Source organism: Halobacteriovorax sp. HLS (assembly GCF_004006665.1).
Lineage (GTDB): Bacteria > Bdellovibrionota > Bacteriovoracia > Bacteriovoracales > Bacteriovoracaceae > Halobacteriovorax.
Genome location: NZ_QOCL01000016.1, coordinates 125,056 through 148,572, shown reverse-complemented (window position 1 = coordinate 148,572; position 23,517 = coordinate 125,056). Strand labels below are relative to the sequence as shown.

The window sequence follows — 23,517 nt, the reverse complement described above, 5'->3', positions numbered from 1 at the left end:
TTTTAACTTATTGAAAACTCATTTAAGCACTACAACTTATTCAGATAATAATCACTGAGGAAAACAACCAACTCAAGGAAAAAACAGAATTATATTAATACCTTACGACTGAGGAAGAAAAGTTCGTATAAGCGATCATATGGACCACCATTTTACATTGAACGAACTAAGCTTCCTCAATGATTGAAAAGCCTCCTTTCTAGGGGGCTTTTTTGTTTCTCAAATGAATTTCCCACTCTTTTCTTTTGTTAATCACACTAAGTTCCAGTCATTCGTTGCTATACGTTTTCATTACTAAAATATGTGAGGAGAATTAATGAGTGACTTTAGAATTGATAAACCTTTTGAAACAAGACCACCAAGACTTAAGGATCTAGTAAATGAACATATCATGGGAGATGTTTGGATCAGGGATACACCGTTTGGTCCTGTCACTGATTCACTTAAAATTGCTGAGCATTTTGATATAGAACATAAAAATATCTTAAGGGCCCTAGATAAGTGTATTGACGAACTATCCATTCAGCTCAAATTTGAGCTGAATAAAAACTTCATAGAAAACATATACTTAGGTGGCGCAAAAGGTAGAGAAAGAAAAACTAGAAAAGTTGATATTACGGAGTTTGGACTTATGCTACTTCTTTTATACATCAATACTCCAAAGGCCAGAATGATCTCAGCAGAAATACTATATCGTTTCTTTATTTTAAAAAGCTACATGACTGGCTTAAGTGAAAATCAAATTGGAGCTCTCAAAGGTTATTATCGAAAAAGGATGGAAGAATAATGCCAGCAATATATTGATCAGATAAAGTTTTTTTAATTGAAGGCTTTTTTATTTCTACTAATATTTATTCGTTACAGAATTTCGAATATAGAGGGTTGCCCCTAAGCTGCTTTTGTCGATTAGTGTAATTTATTTGATCCAAGTAGGCAGTCCAGACCTTATAGCCTCTGTCGAACTCTCCTAGAGGAGTTTTTAGAAACTCTAACATTTTCGGAATATCTTCCTTTAGTACTAAGTCCATATCTAAGTTATCTAGTTTCGTTAATACCTCTAAAGACACGGAGTTTTGTTTTTCACCTTCGTAATCTTCATAATACATTTTATCTACACTAATCAGGTCATGAAATTTACTAGCCCACACCAGAACTTCCAGCGCATTAATTTTACCATCTGACCATAGAACTAATACTTCAACAATCGCTTTCCTTTCTAGCAAAGGTACATTTTCAAATTCACTATCCATACCCATAACCTATTTTGTTTCCTCACTAAATTATCACAACATTTTAAGTTATTGAAAACTTATTTAAACAACTCGAAATTAACAGACAAATATCACTGAGGAAAATAACCTTCGTTCCAAAAAAGTAGAATTATTTTAAGTACTTATGATTGAGGAAGAAAAGTTCGTGTCAGCAACTGAATGGACCACCATTCTTCCACTACACGAACTCGTGACCAGTGGTTATAAAAAAAGCCTATTCTTCAGAGTAGGCTTTTTTGTTTCAAAAAAGAAAAACTTCCACTCAGTAGCTAACAATCTAATTACCACTTCCATGAATCCTGATACCTCATAAGTTTACTCTCTCAAGGAGAAAGCATGAGTAGCTTTAGAATAGATAAACCATTTGAATCAAGACCACCGAGACTTAAGGATTTAGTTAATCAGCATGTCATGGGAGATGTCTGGATTCGTGATACTCCCTTTGGTCCAGTTACAGATTCGCTTAAAATTGCAGAGCACTTTGATATGAAACATCACAATGTTCTTAGGGCTATTGATAAGTGTAATAAAGAACTGGGAACAGAAATCAAATTTGATTTGTGTAAAAACCTTATTGAAAACAATCACTTATCAGGTCCTAAAGGAAGAGAAAGAGAATATAGAAAGGTTGATATAACGGAGTTTGGACTCACCCTACTTCTACTCTATATCAATACACCTAAAGCAAGAAAGATCTCTGCTGAGATTCTTTATAGGTTCTTTGTTCTAAAAACATACGTTGAAGGCCTTAATGAAAGGCAAATTGGAGCCTTGAAAGGATACTATCGAAAACAAATGAAAGACTAAATATAGCAACCCCTCCTTTTGGAGGTTTTTAATTGAAGACTTTTTTATTTCTGTTAATTTTACTACTTGTTATAAGTTAAAAACTTCACTAGACACACATTCAATGACATATTTTTTATCCATAACCATAACCATAACCTATTTTGTTTCCTCAGCTCATTTAACTACTATTCTAAGTGACTAAAAACTCATTGAACATACTTAAATAGATAAGGTGAAATTGACTGAGGAAAATAACCAAAACAAAGAAAAAGTAGAATTATGTTAAGAGTTTACGAGTGAGGAAAAAAAGTTCGCGTAAGCAACGTGATGGACCACCAAAAAAAATTCCCTGTTTAATCGCAGGGGCTTTTTTGTTTTAATAGATTATAACTCTAAAGTTAAGCAAGTAGATCTACTCAACTTACCAAAAAAGACATAGCTTAATTTTAACTCCTTTAATTTAAATCAATTACTAATTTTTAAATCAGCATTACCTTGCACTGTATTTTACAGGAGGGTTTTATGGTTAAAAAAGACAAAGAGTTATTAGAAATTACAAACAACATTCACATTTTTAGGAATCAAAAAGTTATGTTTGATCGTGATCTAGCTGAACTGTACGGTGTGGAGATTAGAGCGATTAATCAAGCCGTCAAAAGAAACCAGGATCGATTTCCATCTGATTTTTGTTTCAAACTAAATTTCAGTGAGTTAGCTGAGTACAAATCACAATCTGTGATTAGTGAAGTCATAAGTACCCGAAAAGGCGTCACACCAACAGTATTTACCGAGCAAGGAGCTTATGCCCTGTCATTCGTCTTGAGATCTCCAAAAGCCGTAGAAATGGGCTTATTCATTGCGAGAGCCTTCACTTACTTAAGAAGATTCATTCTCAAAAATGAAAATTTGATGATGGAATTAAAGAATAATGATCACCTTTCAAAAACTTTTTCTAGCTTTGAGAAGCGAATTGAACAGGACCTTGTAGTCCTATATAAAAATACATCCAAGTTTGAGAAGAGATTTAATTCTCTCGAAGTTGAAATTAAGCAACTAAAGAAATTGATCAAGAAGTAGCTTTTAATGGAATATATAAAAGCCTCTATTTAAACGTAGAGGATTTTTGATATGTCTCATGCACATTTACTCAGAGCAATAGATAAATGTAATACATCTATAAAATGATTTTTATGCGCCAATTAAAGACTTCATCCGACTTTTCTTTGTGATACTACTTTCTATTTATCAATGTCTGAAATTAATACTTAGTACCATTTCCTTAAAAAAACTTAACATTAGAATTCTTTAACATACACCTCTAAAATGAAATAATAAAACCCTCTTTAAACAGGTACAAAATGAAAGTGAATAATAAGCACAAACCACTTAATAGATTCTCATTATTCTAAACATATAGGCAAAAGCGATGCCAAAATTTCATTTTAAAGACCATTTATAGCAGTATATAGTTTGCAAAACATGGAATTAACGTCAAACTAATAAGACTAGAGGTCAATAACTAGAGAGCGATATTAATTAACTCATTAAAAAACATTCTAACTATTTTTGTTTCAATATTCTTAACAATATATATCCTAACAGCAAAGGAGTCTCTAACTGCACAGTTAGTAAATTGCCTAACCATATCCAAGGATAACGAATGCTCAATAGCGCCCTCCAAAACTTCTAAATTAGACATAAAGGTTTCCCAACTAAAAGATGGTCGAATTATCAAACATAAACTCTCTAATAATAACAAAGTCATTTTTGACGTCGAATATAAAGTTGATAATGAGATGCTTAGAGAGTGTAACCACAAATTGGGAAATATAGATAAGAGCTTAGCTATATTTGGTTGCTCAGATGTTTTTGGACATGGTCTTGATCCAGAACATACCATTAGTCATCTACTAAGTGAGAAATTAAATTACTCTAAAGTTACTAATTACGGAAGACCAGGAAGTGGAACAAACTTTTTTCTTTATAAACTTGAGAAATTGATTGAAAAGGGAATTATATCTACACAAGAACAAGGGCATATATTGTATGTACTTGCTGAAGGTCACGTGTCTCGAGCTAATAATGATTTTAAGTTATATCCTTTATTTAATGCTCCTGTTTACGATTTCAATCCAAGCACTCCTAAATTTGACGGCTTCATTCAAGATAAATTCTTTTATCGAGTAATTAAGAGAGTATATAGCTCTAGAGCAATGGAGCTCATAAATTATGACCCTCTTGATTATAATCTTGAGAAAAAAGTTAAAAATACATGCAAACTACTTAATAGAGCGAAAGTACTAATTGAGCAAAACCTTAAAAATCAGAAATTCTTAGTAATCATTCACCCAAACACTGGCTATAAAGTTAGAGATAAAATCATAAACTGTATGAGTAGTATGAATATAGCTTACTTAAATCTTAATTATTCAAATTCATCTAACTTATATGAATATGAGTTCGAAATGGACGAGCATCCTACACTAGAGGCAAATCAATATATCTCTAAAGAGATATTAAAGGCTATTTCTCAATAACCAAATTCCCAATTACTAATATATCAATTCCAGTATTCATAAAGCATCTATAACTATCTTGATAACTATTTACGATTGGTTCTCCCCTGACATTAAAGGAAGTATTAATTAAAATGGGGCATTCTGTAAGTTTATAAAAAGATTCTAAAAGTTTATACAGCCTAAGGTTTTGACTGTAAGAAACAGTTTGAACTCTTGCACTACCATCAACATGAGTAACAGAGGGAATAGATTCCCTCTTACATTCTTTCACCGAAGAAACTATTTGCATATATTGGCTTGTACTATTACCTGAAAACCAATTTGAGAACTCAGTTTCAATAACGACAGGAGCAAAGGGACGAAAGGACTCTCTCTTTTTTATTTTTGAGTTCATGATTTCTTTCATTTTTGGATTTCTAGGATCACCAAGAATACTTCTATTTCCTAATGCCCTTGGGCCAAACTCTGCTCTTCCTTGTTGCCAACCGATAACCTTTGCTTGGGACAATCTTGTGGAAACAAATGCAAATAAATCTGCGTCCTCTAGCCTTCTATAGGTTACTCCTTTACCTATCAGAAATTTTTCAACTTCCTCTTCTGCATCCTGCGGACCTAACAGCGAAGACTCCATCAAGTCTGTTTTTCCTTTAGGAGTTAATTCATTATTCAGATGCATATAGTAAGCACAATATGCAGACCCAAGGCTTCCACCAGCATCACCTGGTGCAGGTTGTATCCAAAGTTCTTTAAATAACTGGCTTGCTAATATTTTTCCATTTGCGACGCAGTTCAATGCGACGCCACCTGCAAAGCAAAGAGAATCGCAATTTGTTATTTCTTTAGCATGTTCACAAATCTTAAGGATTATCTCTTCAGTAACACATTGAATAGAAGCAGCAACATCCATATAGAATTGGGTGATCTCTTGCCCTTTAGATCTCGCACTATGCTTAAACAACTCTTCAAAGGAATTGTTTATCATGCGCTCTCCAGTCATATAATCAAAATATTTAGTATTCAATTTAAAGGAGCCATCACTATAAATCTCAATTAATTCCTCTTTAATTAAATCACTATAAATTGCTCGGCCATAAGGAGCTAGCCCCATGAGTTTATACTCACCACTATTGACCTCAAATCCACAATAGAAAGTAAACGCAGAATATAGCAACCCAACAGAGTGTGGGAATGATATCTCTTTTAATACTTTAATATTATTTCCTTCCCCAATAGATATTGAAGTGGTCGTCCACTCACCTACACCATCAATTGTTATAATTGCACTTTTATCAAAAGGAGAGGGGTAATAACTACTGGCCGCATGACTAAGGTGATGCTCACTAAAGAGCATCTTCTTACTTATCTCTTTTTTAGATAAACCAGTAGTCTTCTTTAAATTTTTAATCAGAGTATTCTTTAAGAAAAGCTTCTCTTTTACCCAAAGGGGTAATGCAATAGAAAATGATTTTAGGCCTCTAGGTGCGTTAAGTAAAAATGTCTCAATAATTCTTTCAAATTTCAAAAATGGTTTATCATAGAAGCTAATATAAGAAATATCGGACAAGTCTATACCTGCAAAATCCAAGCAGAACTTTATTGAGTTCTGTGGAAAACTAGAGTCATTCTTTATTCTTGTGAAACGCTCTTCTTGAGCCGCTGCTATAATCTTCCCATCACAAATTAGAGTTGCAGCAGAATCATGATAATAAGCAGAGATCCCTAAAATATACATAGTTAAAATAATGTGTAGATAAATGGACCTACGCTAGCGGCCGGTGCAATTATTATAAAAAATCCAAACAATAATAGAACTATAACTATTGGTAACAGCCAGAATTTTTTTCTTGTAAATATAAACTCTAGTAACTCTTTCATAATAACCTTAAAATTGCTTAGTCATGCTTTCAGGTTGATGGAGCCTTTTATTCCAATTACTCTTTGTTGTTAAGTTCTTTGATATTAGTTTCCTCTTGAATTGGAGGCACAACCCTAGAGGGACAATTACTAATACATATGAAATATAGACGAATACATACGATATGAACTTTTCAAATCGAAAGTTTCTAAATAACATCTTCAAAGAATTTTTAAACTTATCAAGTAATTTCATGGATATATATTATCATGGAACACTACTTTGTTAAAAACAATGTTATCACTTCACTTCTAAATAACGGTAATCAGTCTTATCAAATGGAGAGAGTCTATTAGCATAATCTAGCTCTTCTTTGGTAACTTCTATATAACCACGCTCGTAGCTCCACCCGTAACCCCACTTATACGTGGTATCATAATTTGGTCTTCCGCCAACTCTAACTCCAAGCAACATAAGAATTCCCATCCAATCAGAAAACTCTTCTTTGACACATTCTCTGAGGCGAATATCTGCCTGTTTTCTCTGCTCACGAGTTCCCCCAATCCAATAATCTCGATCATGCCCATAACAGCACTTTAGCCACACATTTGGCTTTTCACGAGTTCCATTGGGCCAATGAGAACAACCATCTGATGTGAATTTTTTCAGGTGCTTTTTAAAATCTTTTCTTTCAGAGGTCACTACTTCACTGCGATCGATTGGTATAGTTGAGCAAGAAGTAAATAACAACAAAATGACCAATTTCTTGAACATGCTTTAACTACTCCATTGTTTCAAAGAAGTTTCCAAACGACTTAGAAACACTATTACTATGATTTACACTTCCACCACCATGTGCTCTAAGAAACAAGTAAGAAACCATTACCATACGGTGGTCTTCAGCTGTAATAATATCCCTTTGCTCACTCAGTTTTTGAGTCGGCCCAGATATACTTAGAATATCTTTACTTTCATCATAATTATAACTTACGCCAAAAGTTTGAAAAATCTTAAATAACTCTTCTAAGCGATCACTTTCTTTAAAGCGTAAAACCTTTACATTTTTAAGAAGCGAAGTCCCTTGTGCCATTGAGCATATAAAACCTAATGTTGGAACGAGATCGGGGCAATCAGAGCAGTCATGCTGTAAAGAGTTTAAAGTAACCGGCTTCTTTGCAACAACTCCTTGATCAGTGAACTCTACTGATACACCCATTTGTTGAAGCAAATTTATAAAAACACTATCAGCTTGATAAATATCAATTTCCAGACAATTTGTGATCGTAACCTCTCCACTTACGCTCGCGAGCGCTAGAGGATAAGACAAAGAGCTAAAATCCACAGGAATTACGAAATGGTCTTCTAAATTCTTAAACCTTCCAATCAAGTTTAAAGTCATTTCCCAATAACTTTTTGAAAAGTCCATTCCCTCAGCAACAATATGAGTCCTTGGAAGAACTAGTGCCAATGCCGTAGCATGTTGAGTAGTCTGACTTGCATCGACATGAATAATCTCTGGATGGTTCTCAATTGGCCCTTGAACGGTCATCCAGGCTTCATTACTACTTTCACACGTAACACCCAGTGACTTAAGGTTTTCAACAAGACCAGATATTGGCCTATGCCTCATTCTTCCTTCTGGTTCTATAATATATCTATTTTTACCGAGTGAAAGCAGCGGTATAATAAATCGTGTTGTTGTTCCACCATCTCCAGGATGAATTGTAACTGGATACTTACTACTTACTTCGCAAGCGGGGAAAGAGTTTAAAATTTTTATTGTTCCTTCACTTTCAACAATTTCTAATCCAATAAATCTCAGAATCTTAATCATTTTCTCAACATCGTGAGAAAGCGGAATATTTTCTAAAGTTATGGGACGCTCAGCAAGCGCCGCAAGAATTAACGCTCTATTTGCAAAGGACTTAGAAGCAGGAACCTTTATTCTTTTTATAAAATCTGAAGGTCTAACTTTAAATAGAGAGTTTTCTAAGTTCATCACTTTTATCCATTAAAGTTTTTTCAATCTTTTCAAAACTAATTTTTTCAATAGTTGGAGTTCCAATTTCTTCACAGAAGATGAAGTCCATTTCCGTAGAAGAGGTGCTCTTCTTATCTTTTTTTACAAGTCTCATTATATCAGAAATAGGAAATGTCTTATTTAGCCATGGACTATCTTCTAAATCTAAAGATAATAGTTCTTTCAATTCATTTAGCTCTGATAACAGATTCTTTTTTTGAAATATCCCTAAAACAATTGCGATTCCCCAGCATACAGAGATCCCATGACTTAGTGAGTAGGTTGTTTCTATAGCATGACCTAGAGTATGTCCAAAATTTAAAATTTTTCTCTGTCCCTTTTCTTTAAAATCTTCTTTAACTATCGCTTCTTTGTATAAGACACATTTTTTAATGATCTCAAGTAAAGGCTCTTCAGTTTTAATAGAATTATTTATCTCTTTGTTTAAGAAGGCGTATTTAATAATTTCACCCAATCCACTTTGAAACTCTTCCTTCGGTAATGTTTCAAGAAATTCATGAGCTATCCATATATTTTCAGGGTGGTGAAAAGCACCTATTAAATTCTTCCCGTGAGCTGAATTTATAGCGACCTTTCCACCAATACCTGCATCTACCATTGAAAGTAAGGTCGTAGGTATAGTGGACCACTTAATTCCTCTTAACAGAATCGCAGCGACCATCCCAGAGAAGTCACTCGTTGCTCCGCCACCTAATGATATTAGATGAGCGTTTCTATGAACATTCTTCGATAAAAAGAAATTAACTGCTGAGTTCAAATTCTCAAAAGTTTTTACCTTCTCTCCATCTGGCGCTTTCCAAAAAATTACTTTTTTTCCCTTAAGTTCTAATAGCGGTACTATCTTGGAGTACATTCCCCATACATTTAGATCTGCAATTAATAAAATTTGATCTGTTTCAATCTTCTCAATAGAAGAAACTAGCTTATCTATTTCACAAAACTCAATCTTACTATCCATTAATTTCTCCATCTCCATATGCTCTTTGTCTTAAGAAGTGATCTGCTAAAACACAAGTAACCATTGCCTCTACTACTGCTACTGCTCTTGGAACAATACACGGGTCATGTCTTCCCTCTTTTGCCTTTGTCCCTATTGTAGAAGTCGGTTTAAAAGTCGTCGTTAAGAAGATATTTTCTCCATTTGAAATACCTCCCTCTATTCCTCCAAAATTTTCTTTTTTAGAGGAAACCTCGCTACCTTTCATATTGGCCATTTCTTCACCAAGCCCAAAAGAAAATGATACGCAAGCACCAATTGAAAGTAAGGCCTTAGCTAAATCTGCTTTTAATTTATCAAACGCTGGCTCTCCAAGTCCTGCTGGGCAACCTTCGACTAGAACACTAATTCGCCCACCTACTGATTCTCCATTACCTTTGAGATTTAATAGGTACTTCTTAATTTCTTCATTCTTACTCGTAATTGGATAATTGTACGGAGAAATATCATCTGCTTTCAAAAGGTCTTCAAGACTAGCTTCATATGGACCCATTTTAGAAATAAATCCTCTAACAGATATCTTGGGTATCAATAAACCTGCAAAGTAGCCCGCAATAACTCTTGCAAGAGTTTCTCTTCCACTGGATCTTCCTCCACCACGATGGTCCCTAAAACCATATTTTTGCATCGTCGTTTCATCAGCGTGACCTGGCCTATATTGCGTCTTCAATTTGTCATAATCACCACTACGTTGATTCGTATTGTGAACAGTTACACAAATCGGTGTACCAAGTGTTTTTCCCTCGAAGACCCCAGAAAGTATTTCAGCGCTATCTGGCTCTTTTCGATTTGTCGTTCCGGCCACTCTTCCAGGAGCTCTCTTATCTAGTGCTTTTTGGAGATCATCTAAAGAAATATCTAGCCCAGCTGGAACACCATCAATGACCACACCAAGTGCTTTTCCATGTGATTCTCCGAATGTTACAAATGAGAAGAGTTTGCCAAATTTATTGCCACGCATATTAACCTACTAGCATAAATAGTTGTCACAAAATAAGACAACTAGTTGATTATTTATTACCCATACTATTATGCCAGAAGCTCTTATCTTTGTGGGAAAATGTTCAACAAGGGTAGAAATTTATAACTTAGGGGCGCATCATGGCCAAGAGAAAAGCACTAGAGGACATTCTTGAGATTGCCGAGGTTTTAGAAAGTATTGGCGAGCATGGTAACCATCTTGAATTATGTCAGACAGTTGGAGATACAACTCTTAGAAGCTTATCAGTTATTAAGAATATAAACCTATTTTCAAGTGATTTGGCCATTAGACCTAAGAACAAAATTAATCAGTTCAACTTTGATCCAGAACTACCAATATTTGCTAAAAATGAATTCGACAGTGTAGTCTTTCAGTGTGAAATTAAGAAAATAAATCACAGAAATCTAATTATCGCTAATATTCCGGCCCTCATGTATCTGCTCAACACCAGAGATAGTGAAAGGTATAACTTTCAAGACCTTCATTTACCCGTGATATTCAAAAATGATTCAATTATTAATTATCAGAAGAAACATCTTTTTTTTGAAGGAACATTAATAGATATTAGTGAAAATGGAATATCATTAACTGCTTACACTGATATGATTGAAGATTACAACTTTGGAGATCTTATCGTTTTTTCTACTATAAATGGTTATTCACTTACAAAAAAAATAGCTGGTCGTATTGTATATAAGAATAAGATAAAGGATGCACATGAGCAAAGTAAGTGCAAAATTGCTGTTAAATTTGACAGACCAATACCTATCAAGCAAATTCTTAAGTATCTAGAGAATCAAATCTATATTAACGCTTGAGAGAAAATGGAACATTATAGACAGCTAATTGAAATACAAAGCTTACATGACAATATATCCAAACATAAAGAAAAAATTCAATCAGAGCTATCGAGATTAGATTTTGTTTCTAAACAAAGAGATAAGAAAATATCAGAGCTTAGTTCTATCAAGAAAAGACAAGATGAAATTCACTCCCTCATTAATAGTTCAGAAAAAGATCTCTTTAAACATGAAACAGAGCTAGAAAAGGCAAAGAGTCACCTAGACCTTGCTCAAAGTGCATCTCAAATCCAGGCCCTAGAAAAAGAAATTGAATTTCAAACTCCCCTTGTAAATAGCTTACAAGAAAAGATACTCGAATTCATGCAAGAGAGTGAGGACTTAGAGGTACAAGTTATTGAGTTTGAACAATTTATAGATGGATCTCTAAACACTCTAAAAGAGTTGGAAGTTGAAGTTCAGACGGCCAATAAAATGGAAGAAAAAGAAATCAACAATTACAACGAAAGAATAAGTCTACTCATTTCAGCGTTAGATCCAAGCCTACAAAATATTTATAATTCTACACTATCTAGAACCAAGGATAGTAAAGCCTTATCATTTTTAAGAGCTCGACAGTGCTCAGCGTGTGGAACAGAGGCACCGAGTGTTCAAGTATCCGAGATAGAAAATGGCCGCTCAACAGAGCTCTGTAGCGGCTGTAATAGAATTTTAATTCCTGCTACAATTAATGCACTCTAGACTCTTTAAAAGTAGCTACTCTAGACATACATTTGTAATAAACTAAGTAAGTACAAGGCACAAAAATTAGTGTAACAAAAGTTGCAAATAATAATCCATAAGCAAAACTAATCGCCATTGGTCTAATAAAAGGATCTCCGCCCGTTGCTTCAGCAACTGGAAGTAACCCGGCAACCGTCGTAAAAGTTGTCAGCATAACAGGTCTAAACCTCGAGACACTTGCTTTTATAATGGCCTTTGTCTTATCTATTTCCGAGGCAACCTTGAGATTAATAAAGTTTACCAATACAATTGAATCGTTAACAACAACTCCGACAAGACCTACAACACCGAGCATGGCCATAAAACTTAGAGCTATCCCTTTAGCTTTAAAGGCAAGGACAACACCAATCATTCCAAGAGGAATTGCTAACATAATGATTACAGGCTGAAGAAAGCTATGAAACATAATAACTAAAATGAAAAAGATACAAAGCATCGCAATACCAAAGGATTTAAATAACTCTTGCATCGATTCTTGCGTATCTTTATTTTCTCCACCAAAAGCATAATCGACACTTGGATACTTCTCTAAGACTTTATCTAAATCTGTTCTCATTGAATTAATCACAGATAACGGTGTCGCAATTTGTTTATCCAATATTGCTGAAACGGAAAAGATTCTCTTTCTATTAAGACGACGAATAACGAAGGCCCCAGGCTCTTGTTCAAATGAAACGACCTTGGACAATGGGATTCTTCTGCCTTGATTATTAGTCAAAAATAACAGATCGAGACTCTTTATATTACTTCTCCACTGATCATCTAATAACATTTTAATTTCAATGTCCTCATCTGACTCTCTAATCTCAGATATAGCGTCACCGGCCAGAACACTTCGTAACTTAGTTGCAACTTGAGCAACAGATAGACCTAGACGGCTTGCTTGAGCATCATTAACTTTTGCGACATATTGCTTCTTACCTGTTTCAAAATCAATTTCAGTAGTAGTAACTCCGGCCTGTTTTGCGAGAAGAATTTCTACTTCTTTAGAAGCATTCTTTAGAACCTCAATAGAATCATCCATAAGTTCAATTTCAACAGGTTTTCCTTTTGGTGGTCCACCTTCAATCTTCTTAACCGATACTTCATATCCAGTAACGGCCTTTTTCGATTGAGAAACTATTGAGCTGATAATTTCATCAGTTGATCTCTCTCTTTGAGTAGGATCAGTTAAGTAAACAACTAAAGATCCATAGTGAGAACCTGTTTTAATTCCATGCTCTCCAACTAATTGTCCTACCTGGGTCTTTACCTGATCATATTCAATCCCCAGTTTCAACTCGTTCATTGCTATATTTTCTATTTTCTTCATTTCTTCATCAGTAGTATCCAGTGGAGTTCCCACTTCACCTTTAATCTGAATGAAAATTGTTCTAACATCATCGCCTGGAAAGAGTTCAAACTTCATACTCTTAGCAATAAGTCCCGAACCTATTAAACAGCACAGGAAGAAGATCATAACTCCAAACGACCTCCACCCACTCTTCATTAAAACAGTTAAGTGTTTTTCATATACTCTTAAAACAGGGTCATACCAACGTTTAGAGTTCTTATTATGTTTTTTACTCAACTTAACAAAATCAGCTAAATGTGAAGGAAGAATAAAGAAACACTCAAATAATGAAGCACCTAAACAAATGATAACCACAGCAGGAACTGGCCACAGGAACTTTCCCATGATCCCACCCATAAAGAAGAGAGCTCCAAATGCAACAATAGTAGTAAGAACTGTCGCAGTTACAGGTTGAACAGTTTCAACAGCAGCTTCTAATGCGGCCTCTTTTGGCTCCATTCCATCTTCAATCTTTTGATAAAAGTGTTCCGAAACAATTATGGAATCATCGACGAGCATTCCTAGAACAAGGATGAGTCCAAACATAGAAATTAGATTAAGAGAAACTCCCATATATTGCATAACTGCAAAAGAAACCATAAAAGCGATAGGGGCCCCTAAAGAAGTAATTACAGAAGTAGAGAAATTAAGAAATAATAGAAGACATACAAATACCAAACCTAAACCAAGCAATCCATTGTCTTTTAATACATTTAAACGACGTTTTACATAGTATGAAAGATCATCTGTATATGAATAACTCAAATGCTCATATCTCTCTTTATTCGAGAAGAACTTCTCAGTTAGCTGCTTAATCGAATCAGTTGTTTTTACAATATCAGCGGTATCCCTAATTGAGACTTGTAAAAAAATAGCTTCTTTTCCCTGAGATCTTTGCAGAGCGGTCCCTTCAACAGGCGCTCTTACAACTCTAGCAATATCACTAATATGAACTTTTTGGCCTGAATCGTTGGAGCGAACAATGACTTTTTTGATATCATCTTCATTTACAAACTCGGCAACAGTTCGAATTAATATATCGCCCTTTGGAGTTTCTATCTTACCGGCAGAAAGATTTAAATTTCTATTTTTAATAGAGTTTTTAACATCATCTATAGTAACTTCGAACCGATTCATCTTAATCAGATCTAAATAGATTCTAATATCATCTATCCTATAACCTTCTAAACTTACTAAGGATATTCGACTCTCTTTTCTTTCAAGATGATCTCTTAACTTTTTAGAAATCTCTCTTAGCTCTGAGTAGTCTCCTCCAGTAAGTGCTATTTTGATGACACCCTTGCTATTATTATTCGCACTTCTCACGACGGGTTTTTCGGCCTCTGCAGGAAGATCAGAGATAGAGTTCACGGATTGATTAATGTCATCTAGAACAGTTTGCAAATCGGAGTCTGGTTCCACCTCAATATAGACGAGAGACATACCTTCAAGCGATAGCGCATTAACATTTCTAATGCCATCAACTCCTCTTATCTCTCTTTCTATTGTAATCGTTACAAGCTTTTCAACATCTTCCGAAGTTGTTCCAGGATAAATCGTACTAATAGTAATGACATCAAACTCTACTTTAGGAAACATTTCTTTTTGTAGAGTAAAAAGAGAAATTGACCCAACAATTACAATAAGAACTGTTATGAGATTAACTACCAGTGATCGATTAATGAACCATTCAATAAGAGGTCTTATCATACTTAGCCTACTTGAAAATTGCTTTATTTAGCTTACCGTACAAAAATGCCTGTGACGCGTAGTAAGTATCTCTTCTTATTAGATATCTCACATAAGAGACCTGAGTATCAATTAGATCTTCCTCGGCCCTAATAACTTGGTCTAGATTTGCTCTACCTCTTGAATATAAACGATTATATTCTTCAAGTGTTTTTTCAGATATTTTTAATCTCTTAAGCGCAGTTTCAAGTAAACTCTCTACTTCAACGACTCTTTTTAAAAGAAAGCTCTCTTGTTGTTTCAATGTTAACAACTGCTTTCTATTAATCATTTTAGCTTTATTTAATGAGATTGAACTAGACTCCCTAGCTAAACGTTCAGTAATTGAACCCATATTCCAACTTAAAGTAAGTCCAATTGTTAATTCGTCGTCCTCATTACCCAGCGTTCCGTTAGAAATTGGGTTTCCGCTACTTTGGTAGTTATTCGCAGCGTATTTACCAGTAAGATTCAAGTTTGGATAAACTGAGTTTTTCTTTTGTAAGAAAGTACTTTCTAAATAATTGATTTGCTCAAATGTACTTTTTAAACTTTGATTATCTTCAATAACACCTTCAACTTTAGAAAGCTCACTCTCTACTTGTATCTTATAGGCTTCTACTTCCTCTTTGGAAACTTTACGATGAAGCCTCTTAGAAAGACTCTCAAGACTAGATTCTAAATTTATATTTAAACTTCTTAAGTTCTCCTTCGCGGCAAGATCTCTAGTCTGTGCACTAAAGAGATCTACTTTTTCACTAAGTCCATCTCTAACTCTTCTTTTGATCAAGTCTAATCTCTTCTGAGCTCTATCAACGGTCATCTCCTGTAGGCTGAGAAGAGCTTTATTAACTTTTACCTCTAGATACTCTGTAACAAATGTATATAGGTTACTTGCGAGCAGGGCCTCATTTGCTCTTTCTTGATAGACATAAGTCTTATCAGCGATCTCTCTATCCAATTTATCATTTCTTCCCAAGAAGTTTTTCCAAAGGTCCTGCGATAAAGTAAGAGATTGAGTAAACCCAGTATTATTCGAAGTTGAACTTAGGTTATTTTCATAGTCAGAAAGTGCATTAGAAAATACTACGCTCGTTCCACTAAAAAACTGCTTAGAAACTCCAAGTTCATATAGTTGAGAACTTGAATCACTAGGAAGCTGTGTGAGTGAGCTATTTAAATTTGAATTCACATGAGAGCTTGTAGCACTTAAAACCCATGGTTTAGATTCGAACACTAGTTCCTTAGAAACTTGATTGATTTCAAGGTCCATTCTTGCACTTTCATTATCCGAACCGGAGCTAATATATTCATTTGAAAGTTTAGATAGAGATGCTTGAGCAGTTTGCGTAAAAATAAATAAGATAGAGATATTTACTAGTAGCGTTTTCATTTAAATCCTTTGCGAATATTTTTGAAAGTTCTACCATATTGCATTAGAGATTTACAATTTCACGATAAAGTATTCACATAATTAAGCTTCATTTTTACTTCCACATAATCATTAAAATTGACTTAGTGTTTAACTTAGTGCATAAATTCAGATTCCGAGATGGGTAGGCTGTCGCCGGTGAAGTTTACTTCACGGGAGGAAAGTCCGGGCTCCACATGGCAGCGTAGCGGGTAATGCCCGTCCACCGCGAGGTGAGGACAAGTGCAACAGAAAGAATGTACAGGGGTTTGAGAGAGTAAGGGTAACTTCGGTGGGCCTTACCTTGAATCATTTATGATACCTGCTGTAGTGAAAACAGGTAAACTCTACGTGGTGCAAGCCTAAATAGGCCTGTGTTAAGGGCGGCCAGTCCATGCAGGCGGGTAAGGTGCTTGAGCCATAGAGTAATTTATGGCCTAGACGAATGACAGTTCACGACAGGACCCGGCTTATCGCCCATCTCGGTTTTTTCTATCCAATTGAATTTGCTTAAAGTTCAGTTCACCGTCTATAATCAAAGTGTGAATAGAAAAACTCCAAATAACGCCTTTTGTATTGCCGCTTGGGCACATACTTTTATTAGTCCACAAAGTGAGCGTAGGCTTTGCTGTGCAAGTAAAGAAGAGATGAATTTTGCTGGACAATATCTAGGCAAAGACTCACAAAGCACTCCAGAACTGACAAAGGAATATTCTCCAATTAGTCTTGAACAACATTGGAACTCTGATTTCTTAAAATCTATTCGCTTAAAAATGTTGGCCGGCGAAATTCCTAAAGAATGTTCTGCTTGTCATGAGAATGTAATTGGAAGCTCTAGCTATAGGGACTATTTCAACGAAGAGGTTTTTCCTGACTTAATCGACATCGCTCTTAAAAACACTGCAGAAGATGGATCAACAAATCTAAGTCCTGTTTCATTTGATTATAGATTTAACAATAAGTGCAACTTTAGTTGTCGCATGTGCGGTAACCAACTCTCCTCGAAGTGGGAAAAAGAGGTTATCGAGAATCACTTATGGTCTAGAGAAAATGAACCTTGGCTCATTCCAGAAATAAAAGAAAAGATAAAAAACTTTCAACTCCAAGTTGTTGAAAAAGAGTTTATGACGGCCATTGATAATTCTCTAATTCGAGAACTTTATTGGGCAGGAGGCGAGCCCCTCTTATGGGAAATACACTGGCAAGGAATGCAAAAACTCATCGATTCAGGACAGGCAAAAGACATTATTGTTCGCTACAACACTAATTTGTCATTAACACAATTTAAATCTCAAGATCTATTTTCAAACTTCTTGTCTCACTTTAAGAAAGTTACCATTGCGGCCAGTATTGATGCTACAGGAGAGATTGGAGAATATATTAGAACAGGACTCAATTGGAAGAAATGGCTTGAGAATTTAAAAAGAGCTAAGAGCTTTTGTGATAATAATGAAAATACTGAATTAATCATTGATCTAACTCTAACACTTCCCGGTCTCTTTGATTTAAAGTCATTGATTCTACTTAGTACAGAGTTAAGAATAAAAATCTTATCTAAACTAATCATTACCTATGATGCGAGTGTAGTACTCTCTCCTTTAGCTCTTCCTAGAAAAAGCTTTAATCAATTAATAAATGATCTTATCAAGTTTAATATTCTTCATTTAAGTGAATATAATAAAGAGCTTCTAGATTCACTAGTTGAACTAAAAAAGTGTAAAACCTATGAAGAGCAATGTCCCATAACATATAAAAAAGACTTTTATGAAGGAAGACAAAAGCAATTAAGAACAGAAAAGATAAGAAACGATAAATTCACCCTCGCTGATATATATAAGAGTAGACAAGATATCTACGACTGGTGGACCTCTTAGAAATCTAGTAAATCTCTTGCGAGATGCCGTAAAGATGGAAAGTAATAACCTAGTCCGATAGATCCTTGCGACCAATTTCTCACTTTATAGTTTCCAATCCCGAAACCTTCTTGCTTAGGCTCAAATGCATCTATCGCCAATTTAAGATAAATTGACCTCGTTAAAAACGCTACGTAATTCAGATTAATATTGAAAAGAGTCAGAACTTTATCCTCACTAGAACCAAGGGAATCATTCATATAGTTAAGAGAGTAACCATATCCTGCTCCCGCAGAGAGTGCACCTATCGGAGTATGAACAGTCAACTCTCCATTAAATAGAAAATAGTAGCTTGCTATCCATGCACTATACGTACCACCATCTCCTAGTCCTTCGCTCATCCAAGATGAAGCAGAAACAGTTGGAAAGATCGAGCCAGTAATATCCCACATTTTGTAGTCTTGTGGATGTAAAATACTTTCTAAATTAATAGAGGAAATAAATTTTGGGAAGGCCTTAGGATGTCTCTTTGTTATCATTGCTTCTTTTTCAACAACTTGACCATTTAAATTATACGAATAAGTTACCTTTGGATCTATTGATTGACTTAAACGAAACCCATTTGGAATAATATTAAAGAAAACCCCAAAACTCTTTAACCAGTTGTTATCATGATTTTCTGGAACTTCTATTTCATACTTTCTATTAAAAGATCCTTCTACAATTTTTAATGTATAGGCGTCATATAATTGTGTATTAATAATATACTTCTGCTTATTCTTTTGAATTGAAGTGTAGTAAAAATGAGTAGCTCCGTGTTTTGAAGCTATCTGGTTTAAAAAGTATCTTTGTATTTTACTAGGGTGATTATCTTTAAAATGGTTAATTCCATATTCAAACAAATCAGTCCAAATCAATTCATCATCTAGAAATTCAATTTCTAGATTTTCTCTTTTATAGCGCTCTAACATTTCTTTGGAAAAGACTTGAAATTCATTTTCAATAGGAAGCATGATAACTTTTTTCTTTTTTTCCGTATTTTCAAATTTAAAGGAGGTATAAGCAAACAAAGGTGAATGACATTTATAAAGTCCTCCAGAAATCCCATCTAAAGAAAGTCCTACTCCTCCAAAAATAGTTCCTGCTGGATATAGTAGCATTATAAGAGATGTGGGTAATATAGATTGGTCCCAATTTAAAGAGCATTTATACTCTTTAGAGATAATTTTTTTATTATAACGAAACTCTATTTTATGTGTCTTAGCTCTTTTCGCTTCATAGAAAAAAGGGGTTACACCAATAAGTTTCTCGTCATTGTAGACCTGAACCCCTCGAGGAGATGAGTCAATGGGAATAACATTCTTTGGAGATCGTAGAGTGCCGCAACTTACTAAGAAGAAAAGAACTAAATAGAAAGAAAGTTTCTTCATTCAATAAATGCCCTTACACCAAAGTGATCGGACAGATTTTCTTTTTTATTGTTTATAAGAATCTTATTCTCTCTTGTTATCCCATGATAACGAATGTCTACATTCTTACTAAAGATATGATCAATTAAAATATCTTTTGTCGTTACAGGGTTATGTGAATTAGAAGAGCAATAAGTACATGCAGGGTCTTCATCTATAAACGTATTTTCAAATTGACTATCAAGAATTTGCTGACAATTTTCTTCCCAGTCTGGCTCAAGGCTTCCCGTAGCAAAGGCACAGTTAAAGTCACCCATCAAAATTCTCTTTCCCTCACTCGATGAGGTATTATTTATTAACCTCTCAATTTGCTTGCTATTTTCTTCTTGCCAGCTCTCAAACTTTCCAGCGTATGCAACCGAGTCTGCAAGATTAGCGCTTAAGTGAGTACAATTTAATTCAACAGACTCAATAGTTGCCACAAGAGCGGCCCTTTTATTCAATGTCGATATATCTGATAAATCAATAATTGATTTATTATTCATTTTCTTTCTCGATAGCAACAGAAGTCCATCTCCACCTCCATAAGCAAACATAGAAGCTCCTTTAAATGGATTTAATACTTGTGTGATTGCTCCTAAGCTAGACTTACCTACTTGGGCCAATAAAGCATTTGCACATACTCTATTATCATTCTTTAATTTTTCCATTGATTCTCCACAAGTGTTTAAAACACATTGTGTGAAATCATCCCCATCTTTACCTTTACATTCTTTCAAAGTGCATGAAACAAACTTCCCTTTGCCAAAGAGGTTTTTTATTTTACAAGTTGGTTTACGCTTAGAGCGAACTTGTTTAATTTCAGAGAAATGAGAGTAAGGGTACACAGATTTTAACTCTTTAATTATTCTATCTCTATCTTCTTGTGTCCATACTTCTTGCAAACAAAGAACGTCGCTCTTATTAACTTTTAAGTCATTTATTATCAGAGGTAGCCTCTCTTCAGCGAGCGGTACATATGTATGAGCAAGTCCAGTATTAAATGTTTCAATGCTCAATTGTGCATAAGAACTAAAAGAGAGAAGAATTAAAATAAGAAGTTTCATAGTTTTCCTAATTGGATATGCGTAATGCTTTAATTGACGCCGTTGAGAAATTTGTTTTATTTATATCTGAAGATCTAAAAGTATAATCATCTAAATTAATCCCTAAATCACCAAGACGATCTTTAGAAAGTTCGAGAATATAGTTTTTAATTTTATATTTAGTAATTGTCGTCTTAAATGATTTCAATTCCTTTGTAGATATACTCATCTTTTTTACAGGATATTGTTTCAAAGTCTTATCTTCGCTACTAAGAATAAAAGTTGGTAGCTCAACCTGACCTTGCAACCACTCTTTATCGCTCTTTACATAACCTAAGATTTTCTTTCTATCTTTTACAATTATTCGTAGCAACTCTAGTTCGAATTTTTCTTTTGCAACACTTTCCTTAACAGGAATGATATGTGCTAAGTTTTGATTATAAGAAATACAGTCTTTAGAAATTGGACAAAGTAGGCAGTCGGCTTTGCGAGCTTGGCAATAGACACGTCCTAAGTCCATCAAAGCTTCGTTTATCTTTCTTGCATTACCATTACGCATTTGCGGAAGGATCTCTTTATTCGAAAATCTTTCATAAATATCTTTTTGAAGTTTTACGCCTTTAATAGTTTTGATCCCATAAAAACGAGCAATTACTCTCTCTAAATTCGCATCTAAGGCGAGCGCTCTTTTATTGCCACCAATTGCAAGGATTGCATTTGCTGTATAATCTCCTATTCCTTTAATCTTTTTTAGTTCATTAAAATCAAGAGGAATCTCACCATTGAAATTTGTCTGAATCTCTTTTGCCGCGTTTAAAAGGTTTCTTGCTCTTCTATAGTAGCCCAGGCCTTTCCATGCGATACAAACTTCGTCTTCAGAAGCTTTCGAGAGGGTTTTTAAGTCAGGAAATTTCTTTAAAAAACTTTCTATATGATTACTAACAGTCGAAACAGTTGTTTGTTGCAACATAATTTCTGAGACGAGAGTAAGGTACAGAGACCTATTCTTTCTCCAGATCAAATGAGAATGTTGGGATTGCGACCATTTCTGTAGTTTTGTAAGCATAGTCATACTTACTAAAAACAATCATTATTTGCAATATTGACCTATAGCATTATCAACAAAACCATGCATACTTTTCATAGTATAGGTCCCTGAATCACCGCCATAGATTTTCGCAGATATAGAGTGTAAAAAATCTCTAAGCTCAATAGAGAATTCATCTTTATCAGTAAGAATATAAACAGACTTCGCTCTTGAGTCCTGAATCCACTGCATCAGCTTTTTTTGGTTATTTAATCCATAGTTTTGGCAAACACTATCAAGAGAACCTGCCTGCTTCTTCGATGTGTCGAAAATATGTATATCTACCTTTGTTCCACAACTTGTTCGAATTTTAGATGCAAGAGACCTACGTTCACAGTAGGCAGGGTCTGCATTAAAGTCAATCGAGCGCATGCTAGAACTTGTATCTATCCAAAACTCTACTCCTGATGGCTTCCCCTCTTTCATTGCTTTTCCGCAATAAATATCGAAATAATTATCTTTATCACAATTAATTAGGTTCACATCTTCTGCATTAATCATTTTCATAGGGTTTGGTTGTGCTGATTCTTTTCCAGCTCCAGAATCGCCTTCAATAAAACCAACTTGAGGATTAAAACATCCATCACCCATTGGTACGCACTCTGTTTCTAGTGCAGTCTGCGAAAGAAGTTGTTTTGAAAAAGAAATATCTGTAGATAATTTTTTAATAATAAGAGCTGAGCTCTCTGGGGAAATAAAAAAGAAATGGACTTCCTTAGGAATGGCCCACGCAACATTGATTGAAAATAATAATACAAGAATAAACTTTATCAAATAGTCATTCCTTTTTGACGGAAAAATCTAAAGAGGTCATTACCAAGATCTACGATCAAATCTCTACCTTCCATATCTAAATTTAAGAAGTCGCTCATGTATGCTCTCTGTCTCGGAGAAAGTTGTTCTAGCTTTTCTTTTATTGTTAACTCTCTACCACCCTCAGTTTCAAATGGTATATTTTGAGTTCTTCCACCTACTTTTATCTTGGCAGTCACATTCTTTTTCGCACTTCCTGCGCCTAAAGCATCAGAAAATGTTTCTTCAAACGAACCTTCAGTAGCGTTAGTAGAAACTGGGCCAGAAGCTTCACTAGCAGGGACTGGATCACTTGGACCAACATCAGCAAGGCCACCTTCTTCTTTGTAGAACTTTACCAATCTAATGAAATGATCGGAGTAATCCTCTTCTACGAAGTCAATTATCTCATGCAGCGGTATATTTAGCTTTGCGGTAATCTTTGCAATTAATTGTGGGTTTAAATCAGATGTTTTCTGGGCCAAGAACCTACTCATTGTAGAAACACCAACTCCCGTTAGTTCGGCCAATTCTTTTTGCGACAAGGCCCCACGTACTTGCATATACTTACGGACCACACCTAGGTATTCTGCAATTTTGTCTTTATTGAAATTGTCCATCTTGATCTCCAAGCTACTGATTATACGTTTTCTCGTATTAATTTTACTCTCGCGAGTTGTTGTAATTACTATCGGTCGTGCAAATAAATTCCTTAATGCAATTTTATTACTTGACGCAAATAGTCAATTGCACTACTATTGATTTATGCAACGCAACAACGT

The 23,517-nt window shown here is 34.8% G+C and carries 22 protein-coding genes and 1 other RNA gene; 8 read left to right on the top strand and 15 right to left on the bottom strand.

Annotation, left to right across the window (positions count from 1 at the left end; all coding sequences use genetic code 11):
• Window positions 1-316: 316 nt before the first annotated feature.
• On the top strand, window positions 317-787 hold the full coding sequence (locus DPQ89_RS18060) for a Rha family transcriptional regulator (RefSeq protein WP_127718449.1): 471 nt from the start codon (window positions 317-319) through the stop codon (window positions 785-787).
• Window positions 788-851: 64 nt separating this feature from the next.
• On the opposite strand, the gene DPQ89_RS18055 is transcribed toward DPQ89_RS18060, so the two are convergent.
• Window positions 852-1,250, bottom strand: a complete 399-nt coding sequence (locus DPQ89_RS18055; protein ID WP_127718448.1) for a hypothetical protein — start codon at window positions 1,248-1,250, stop codon at window positions 852-854.
• A gap of 357 nt (window positions 1,251-1,607) precedes the next feature.
• Here DPQ89_RS18055 and DPQ89_RS18050 point away from each other — a divergent pair, with 357 nt between their 5' ends.
• On the top strand, window positions 1,608-2,078 hold the full coding sequence (locus tag DPQ89_RS18050; RefSeq protein ID WP_127718447.1) for a Rha family transcriptional regulator: 471 nt from the start codon (window positions 1,608-1,610) through the stop codon (window positions 2,076-2,078).
• Window positions 2,079-2,582: 504 nt separating this feature from the next.
• Window positions 2,583-3,137, top strand: a complete 555-nt coding sequence (locus DPQ89_RS18045) for an ORF6N domain-containing protein (RefSeq protein WP_127718446.1) — start codon at window positions 2,583-2,585, stop codon at window positions 3,135-3,137.
• Window positions 3,138-3,579: 442 nt separating this feature from the next.
• Here DPQ89_RS18045 and DPQ89_RS18040 read toward each other — a convergent pair whose 3' ends face one another.
• Window positions 3,580-3,759, bottom strand: coding sequence for a hypothetical protein (locus tag DPQ89_RS18040; protein ID WP_127718445.1), 180 nt, complete (start codon window positions 3,757-3,759; stop codon window positions 3,580-3,582).
• 121 nt (window positions 3,760-3,880) lie between these two features.
• Between DPQ89_RS18040 and DPQ89_RS18035 the strand changes: the two genes are divergently transcribed.
• A complete protein-coding gene (locus DPQ89_RS18035) occupies window positions 3,881-4,597 on the top strand; it encodes a hypothetical protein (protein ID WP_127718444.1) in 717 nt (238 codons plus the stop codon).
• Here DPQ89_RS18035 and DPQ89_RS18030 read toward each other — a convergent pair.
• From DPQ89_RS18030 to aroC, 6 genes are all read right to left on the bottom strand, one after another.
• A complete protein-coding gene (locus DPQ89_RS18030) occupies window positions 4,584-6,311 on the bottom strand; it encodes a carbamoyltransferase (protein ID WP_127718443.1) in 1,728 nt (575 codons plus the stop codon). The two genes, DPQ89_RS18035 and DPQ89_RS18030, sit on opposite strands and share 14 nt — an antisense overlap.
• 2 nt (window positions 6,312-6,313) lie before the next feature.
• The gene (locus tag DPQ89_RS18855; protein ID WP_370351303.1) at window positions 6,314-6,454 is read right to left on the bottom strand and encodes a DUF5989 family protein; all 141 of its coding nucleotides are present in this window, start codon (window positions 6,452-6,454) and stop codon (window positions 6,314-6,316) included.
• Window positions 6,455-6,734: 280 nt separating this feature from the next.
• The gene (locus DPQ89_RS18025) at window positions 6,735-7,208 is read right to left on the bottom strand and encodes a hypothetical protein (protein ID WP_127718442.1); all 474 of its coding nucleotides are present in this window, start codon (window positions 7,206-7,208) and stop codon (window positions 6,735-6,737) included.
• Between the two features lie 7 nt (window positions 7,209-7,215).
• Window positions 7,216-8,433, bottom strand: a complete 1,218-nt coding sequence (locus DPQ89_RS18020; RefSeq protein ID WP_127718441.1) for a hypothetical protein — start codon at window positions 8,431-8,433, stop codon at window positions 7,216-7,218.
• The gene (locus DPQ89_RS18015; RefSeq protein WP_164848532.1) at window positions 8,408-9,433 is read right to left on the bottom strand and encodes a 3-dehydroquinate synthase family protein; all 1,026 of its coding nucleotides are present in this window, start codon (window positions 9,431-9,433) and stop codon (window positions 8,408-8,410) included. Before DPQ89_RS18015 ends, DPQ89_RS18020 begins: the two co-directional genes overlap by 26 nt.
• Complete coding sequence (aroC, locus tag DPQ89_RS18010) at window positions 9,426-10,433, bottom strand: chorismate synthase (RefSeq protein WP_127718439.1); 1,008 nt, start codon at window positions 10,431-10,433, stop codon at window positions 9,426-9,428. The genes DPQ89_RS18015 and aroC overlap by 8 nt, the downstream gene beginning before the upstream one ends.
• Window positions 10,434-10,573: 140 nt before the next feature.
• Between aroC and DPQ89_RS18005 the strand changes: the two genes are divergently transcribed.
• Both DPQ89_RS18005 and DPQ89_RS18000 read left to right on the top strand, forming a co-directional pair.
• Window positions 10,574-11,272: a PilZ domain-containing protein gene (locus DPQ89_RS18005; RefSeq protein ID WP_127718438.1), complete on the top strand. Its 699-nt coding sequence runs from the start codon at window positions 10,574-10,576 to the stop codon at window positions 11,270-11,272.
• A gap of 6 nt (window positions 11,273-11,278) precedes the next feature.
• Window positions 11,279-11,995 carry a zinc ribbon domain-containing protein gene (locus tag DPQ89_RS18000; protein ID WP_127718437.1) on the top strand — a complete coding sequence of 239 codons (717 nt, stop codon included), beginning with the start codon at window positions 11,279-11,281 and terminating at the stop codon, window positions 11,993-11,995.
• On the opposite strand, the gene DPQ89_RS17995 is transcribed toward DPQ89_RS18000, so the two are convergent.
• Together DPQ89_RS17995 and DPQ89_RS17990 are read right to left on the bottom strand one after the other, a co-directional pair.
• The gene (locus DPQ89_RS17995) at window positions 11,982-15,080 is read right to left on the bottom strand and encodes an efflux RND transporter permease subunit (protein ID WP_127718436.1); all 3,099 of its coding nucleotides are present in this window, start codon (window positions 15,078-15,080) and stop codon (window positions 11,982-11,984) included. The genes DPQ89_RS18000 and DPQ89_RS17995 overlap by 14 nt on opposite strands.
• A gap of 7 nt (window positions 15,081-15,087) precedes the next feature.
• Window positions 15,088-16,491 carry a TolC family protein gene (locus tag DPQ89_RS17990; RefSeq protein WP_127718435.1) on the bottom strand — a complete coding sequence of 468 codons (1,404 nt, stop codon included), beginning with the start codon at window positions 16,489-16,491 and terminating at the stop codon, window positions 15,088-15,090.
• Window positions 16,492-16,646: 155 nt separating this feature from the next.
• Between DPQ89_RS17990 and rnpB the strand changes: the two genes are divergently transcribed.
• An RNA gene (gene rnpB / locus DPQ89_RS17985) (RNase P RNA component class A) lies at window positions 16,647-16,998 on the top strand.
• A gap of 53 nt (window positions 16,999-17,051) precedes the next feature.
• On the top strand, window positions 17,052-18,383 hold the full coding sequence (locus DPQ89_RS17980; protein WP_164848530.1) for a twitch domain-containing radical SAM protein: 1,332 nt from the start codon (window positions 17,052-17,054) through the stop codon (window positions 18,381-18,383).
• Here the strand turns inward: DPQ89_RS17980 and DPQ89_RS17975 are convergent.
• From DPQ89_RS17975 to DPQ89_RS17955, 5 genes are read right to left on the bottom strand one after another with little or no spacing between them, the layout of a single operon-like run.
• Window positions 18,380-19,792 (bottom strand): hypothetical protein, encoded by a 1,413-nt coding sequence (locus DPQ89_RS17975; protein WP_127718433.1) that lies wholly within the window; start codon window positions 19,790-19,792, stop codon window positions 18,380-18,382. The genes DPQ89_RS17980 and DPQ89_RS17975 overlap by 4 nt on opposite strands.
• Window positions 19,789-20,877, bottom strand: a complete 1,089-nt coding sequence (locus DPQ89_RS17970; RefSeq protein WP_127718432.1) for an endonuclease/exonuclease/phosphatase family protein — start codon at window positions 20,875-20,877, stop codon at window positions 19,789-19,791. Before DPQ89_RS17970 ends, DPQ89_RS17975 begins: the two co-directional genes overlap by 4 nt.
• A gap of 7 nt (window positions 20,878-20,884) precedes the next feature.
• Window positions 20,885-21,922, bottom strand: a complete 1,038-nt coding sequence (locus tag DPQ89_RS17965) for an A/G-specific adenine glycosylase (protein WP_164848529.1) — start codon at window positions 21,920-21,922, stop codon at window positions 20,885-20,887.
• 24 nt (window positions 21,923-21,946) lie between these two features.
• Window positions 21,947-22,717, bottom strand: a complete 771-nt coding sequence (locus tag DPQ89_RS17960) for a hypothetical protein (RefSeq protein WP_127718430.1) — start codon at window positions 22,715-22,717, stop codon at window positions 21,947-21,949.
• Window positions 22,714-23,355 carry a helix-turn-helix domain-containing protein gene (locus tag DPQ89_RS17955; protein ID WP_127718429.1) on the bottom strand — a complete coding sequence of 214 codons (642 nt, stop codon included), beginning with the start codon at window positions 23,353-23,355 and terminating at the stop codon, window positions 22,714-22,716. Before DPQ89_RS17955 ends, DPQ89_RS17960 begins: the two co-directional genes overlap by 4 nt.
• Window positions 23,356-23,517 lie beyond the last annotated feature (162 nt).

Bases quoted from the DNA above. Each gene is read 5' to 3' on its own strand.
- DPQ89_RS18060 (WP_127718449.1), top strand. From the start codon at position 317: ATGAGTGACTTTAGAATTGATAAACCTTTTGAAACAAGACCACCAAGA.
- DPQ89_RS18055 (WP_127718448.1), bottom strand. From the start codon at position 1,250: ATGGATAGTGAATTTGAAAATGTACCTTTGCTAGAAAGGAAAGCGATT.
- DPQ89_RS18050 (WP_127718447.1), top strand. From the start codon at position 1,608: ATGAGTAGCTTTAGAATAGATAAACCATTTGAATCAAGACCACCGAGA.
- DPQ89_RS18045 (WP_127718446.1), top strand. From the start codon at position 2,583: ATGGTTAAAAAAGACAAAGAGTTATTAGAAATTACAAACAACATTCAC.
- DPQ89_RS18040 (WP_127718445.1), bottom strand. From the start codon at position 3,759: ATGTCTAATTTAGAAGTTTTGGAGGGCGCTATTGAGCATTCGTTATCC.
- DPQ89_RS18030 (WP_127718443.1), bottom strand. From the start codon at position 6,311: ATGTATATTTTAGGGATCTCTGCTTATTATCATGATTCTGCTGCAACT.
- DPQ89_RS18855 (WP_370351303.1), bottom strand. From the start codon at position 6,454: ATGAAAGAGTTACTAGAGTTTATATTTACAAGAAAAAAATTCTGGCTG.
- DPQ89_RS18025 (WP_127718442.1), bottom strand. From the start codon at position 7,208: ATGTTCAAGAAATTGGTCATTTTGTTGTTATTTACTTCTTGCTCAACT.
- DPQ89_RS18020 (WP_127718441.1), bottom strand. From the start codon at position 8,433: ATGAACTTAGAAAACTCTCTATTTAAAGTTAGACCTTCAGATTTTATA.
- DPQ89_RS18015 (WP_164848532.1), bottom strand. From the start codon at position 9,433: ATGGATAGTAAGATTGAGTTTTGTGAAATAGATAAGCTAGTTTCTTCT.
- aroC (WP_127718439.1), bottom strand. From the start codon at position 10,433: ATGCGTGGCAATAAATTTGGCAAACTCTTCTCATTTGTAACATTCGGA.
- DPQ89_RS18005 (WP_127718438.1), top strand. From the start codon at position 10,574: ATGGCCAAGAGAAAAGCACTAGAGGACATTCTTGAGATTGCCGAGGTT.
- DPQ89_RS18000 (WP_127718437.1), top strand. From the start codon at position 11,279: ATGGAACATTATAGACAGCTAATTGAAATACAAAGCTTACATGACAAT.
- DPQ89_RS17995 (WP_127718436.1), bottom strand. From the start codon at position 15,080: ATGATAAGACCTCTTATTGAATGGTTCATTAATCGATCACTGGTAGTT.
- DPQ89_RS17990 (WP_127718435.1), bottom strand. From the start codon at position 16,491: ATGAAAACGCTACTAGTAAATATCTCTATCTTATTTATTTTTACGCAA.
- DPQ89_RS17975 (WP_127718433.1), bottom strand. From the start codon at position 19,792: ATGAAGAAACTTTCTTTCTATTTAGTTCTTTTCTTCTTAGTAAGTTGC.
- DPQ89_RS17970 (WP_127718432.1), bottom strand. From the start codon at position 20,877: ATGAAACTTCTTATTTTAATTCTTCTCTCTTTTAGTTCTTATGCACAA.
- DPQ89_RS17965 (WP_164848529.1), bottom strand. From the start codon at position 21,922: ATGCTTACAAAACTACAGAAATGGTCGCAATCCCAACATTCTCATTTG.
- DPQ89_RS17955 (WP_127718429.1), bottom strand. From the start codon at position 23,355: ATGGACAATTTCAATAAAGACAAAATTGCAGAATACCTAGGTGTGGTC.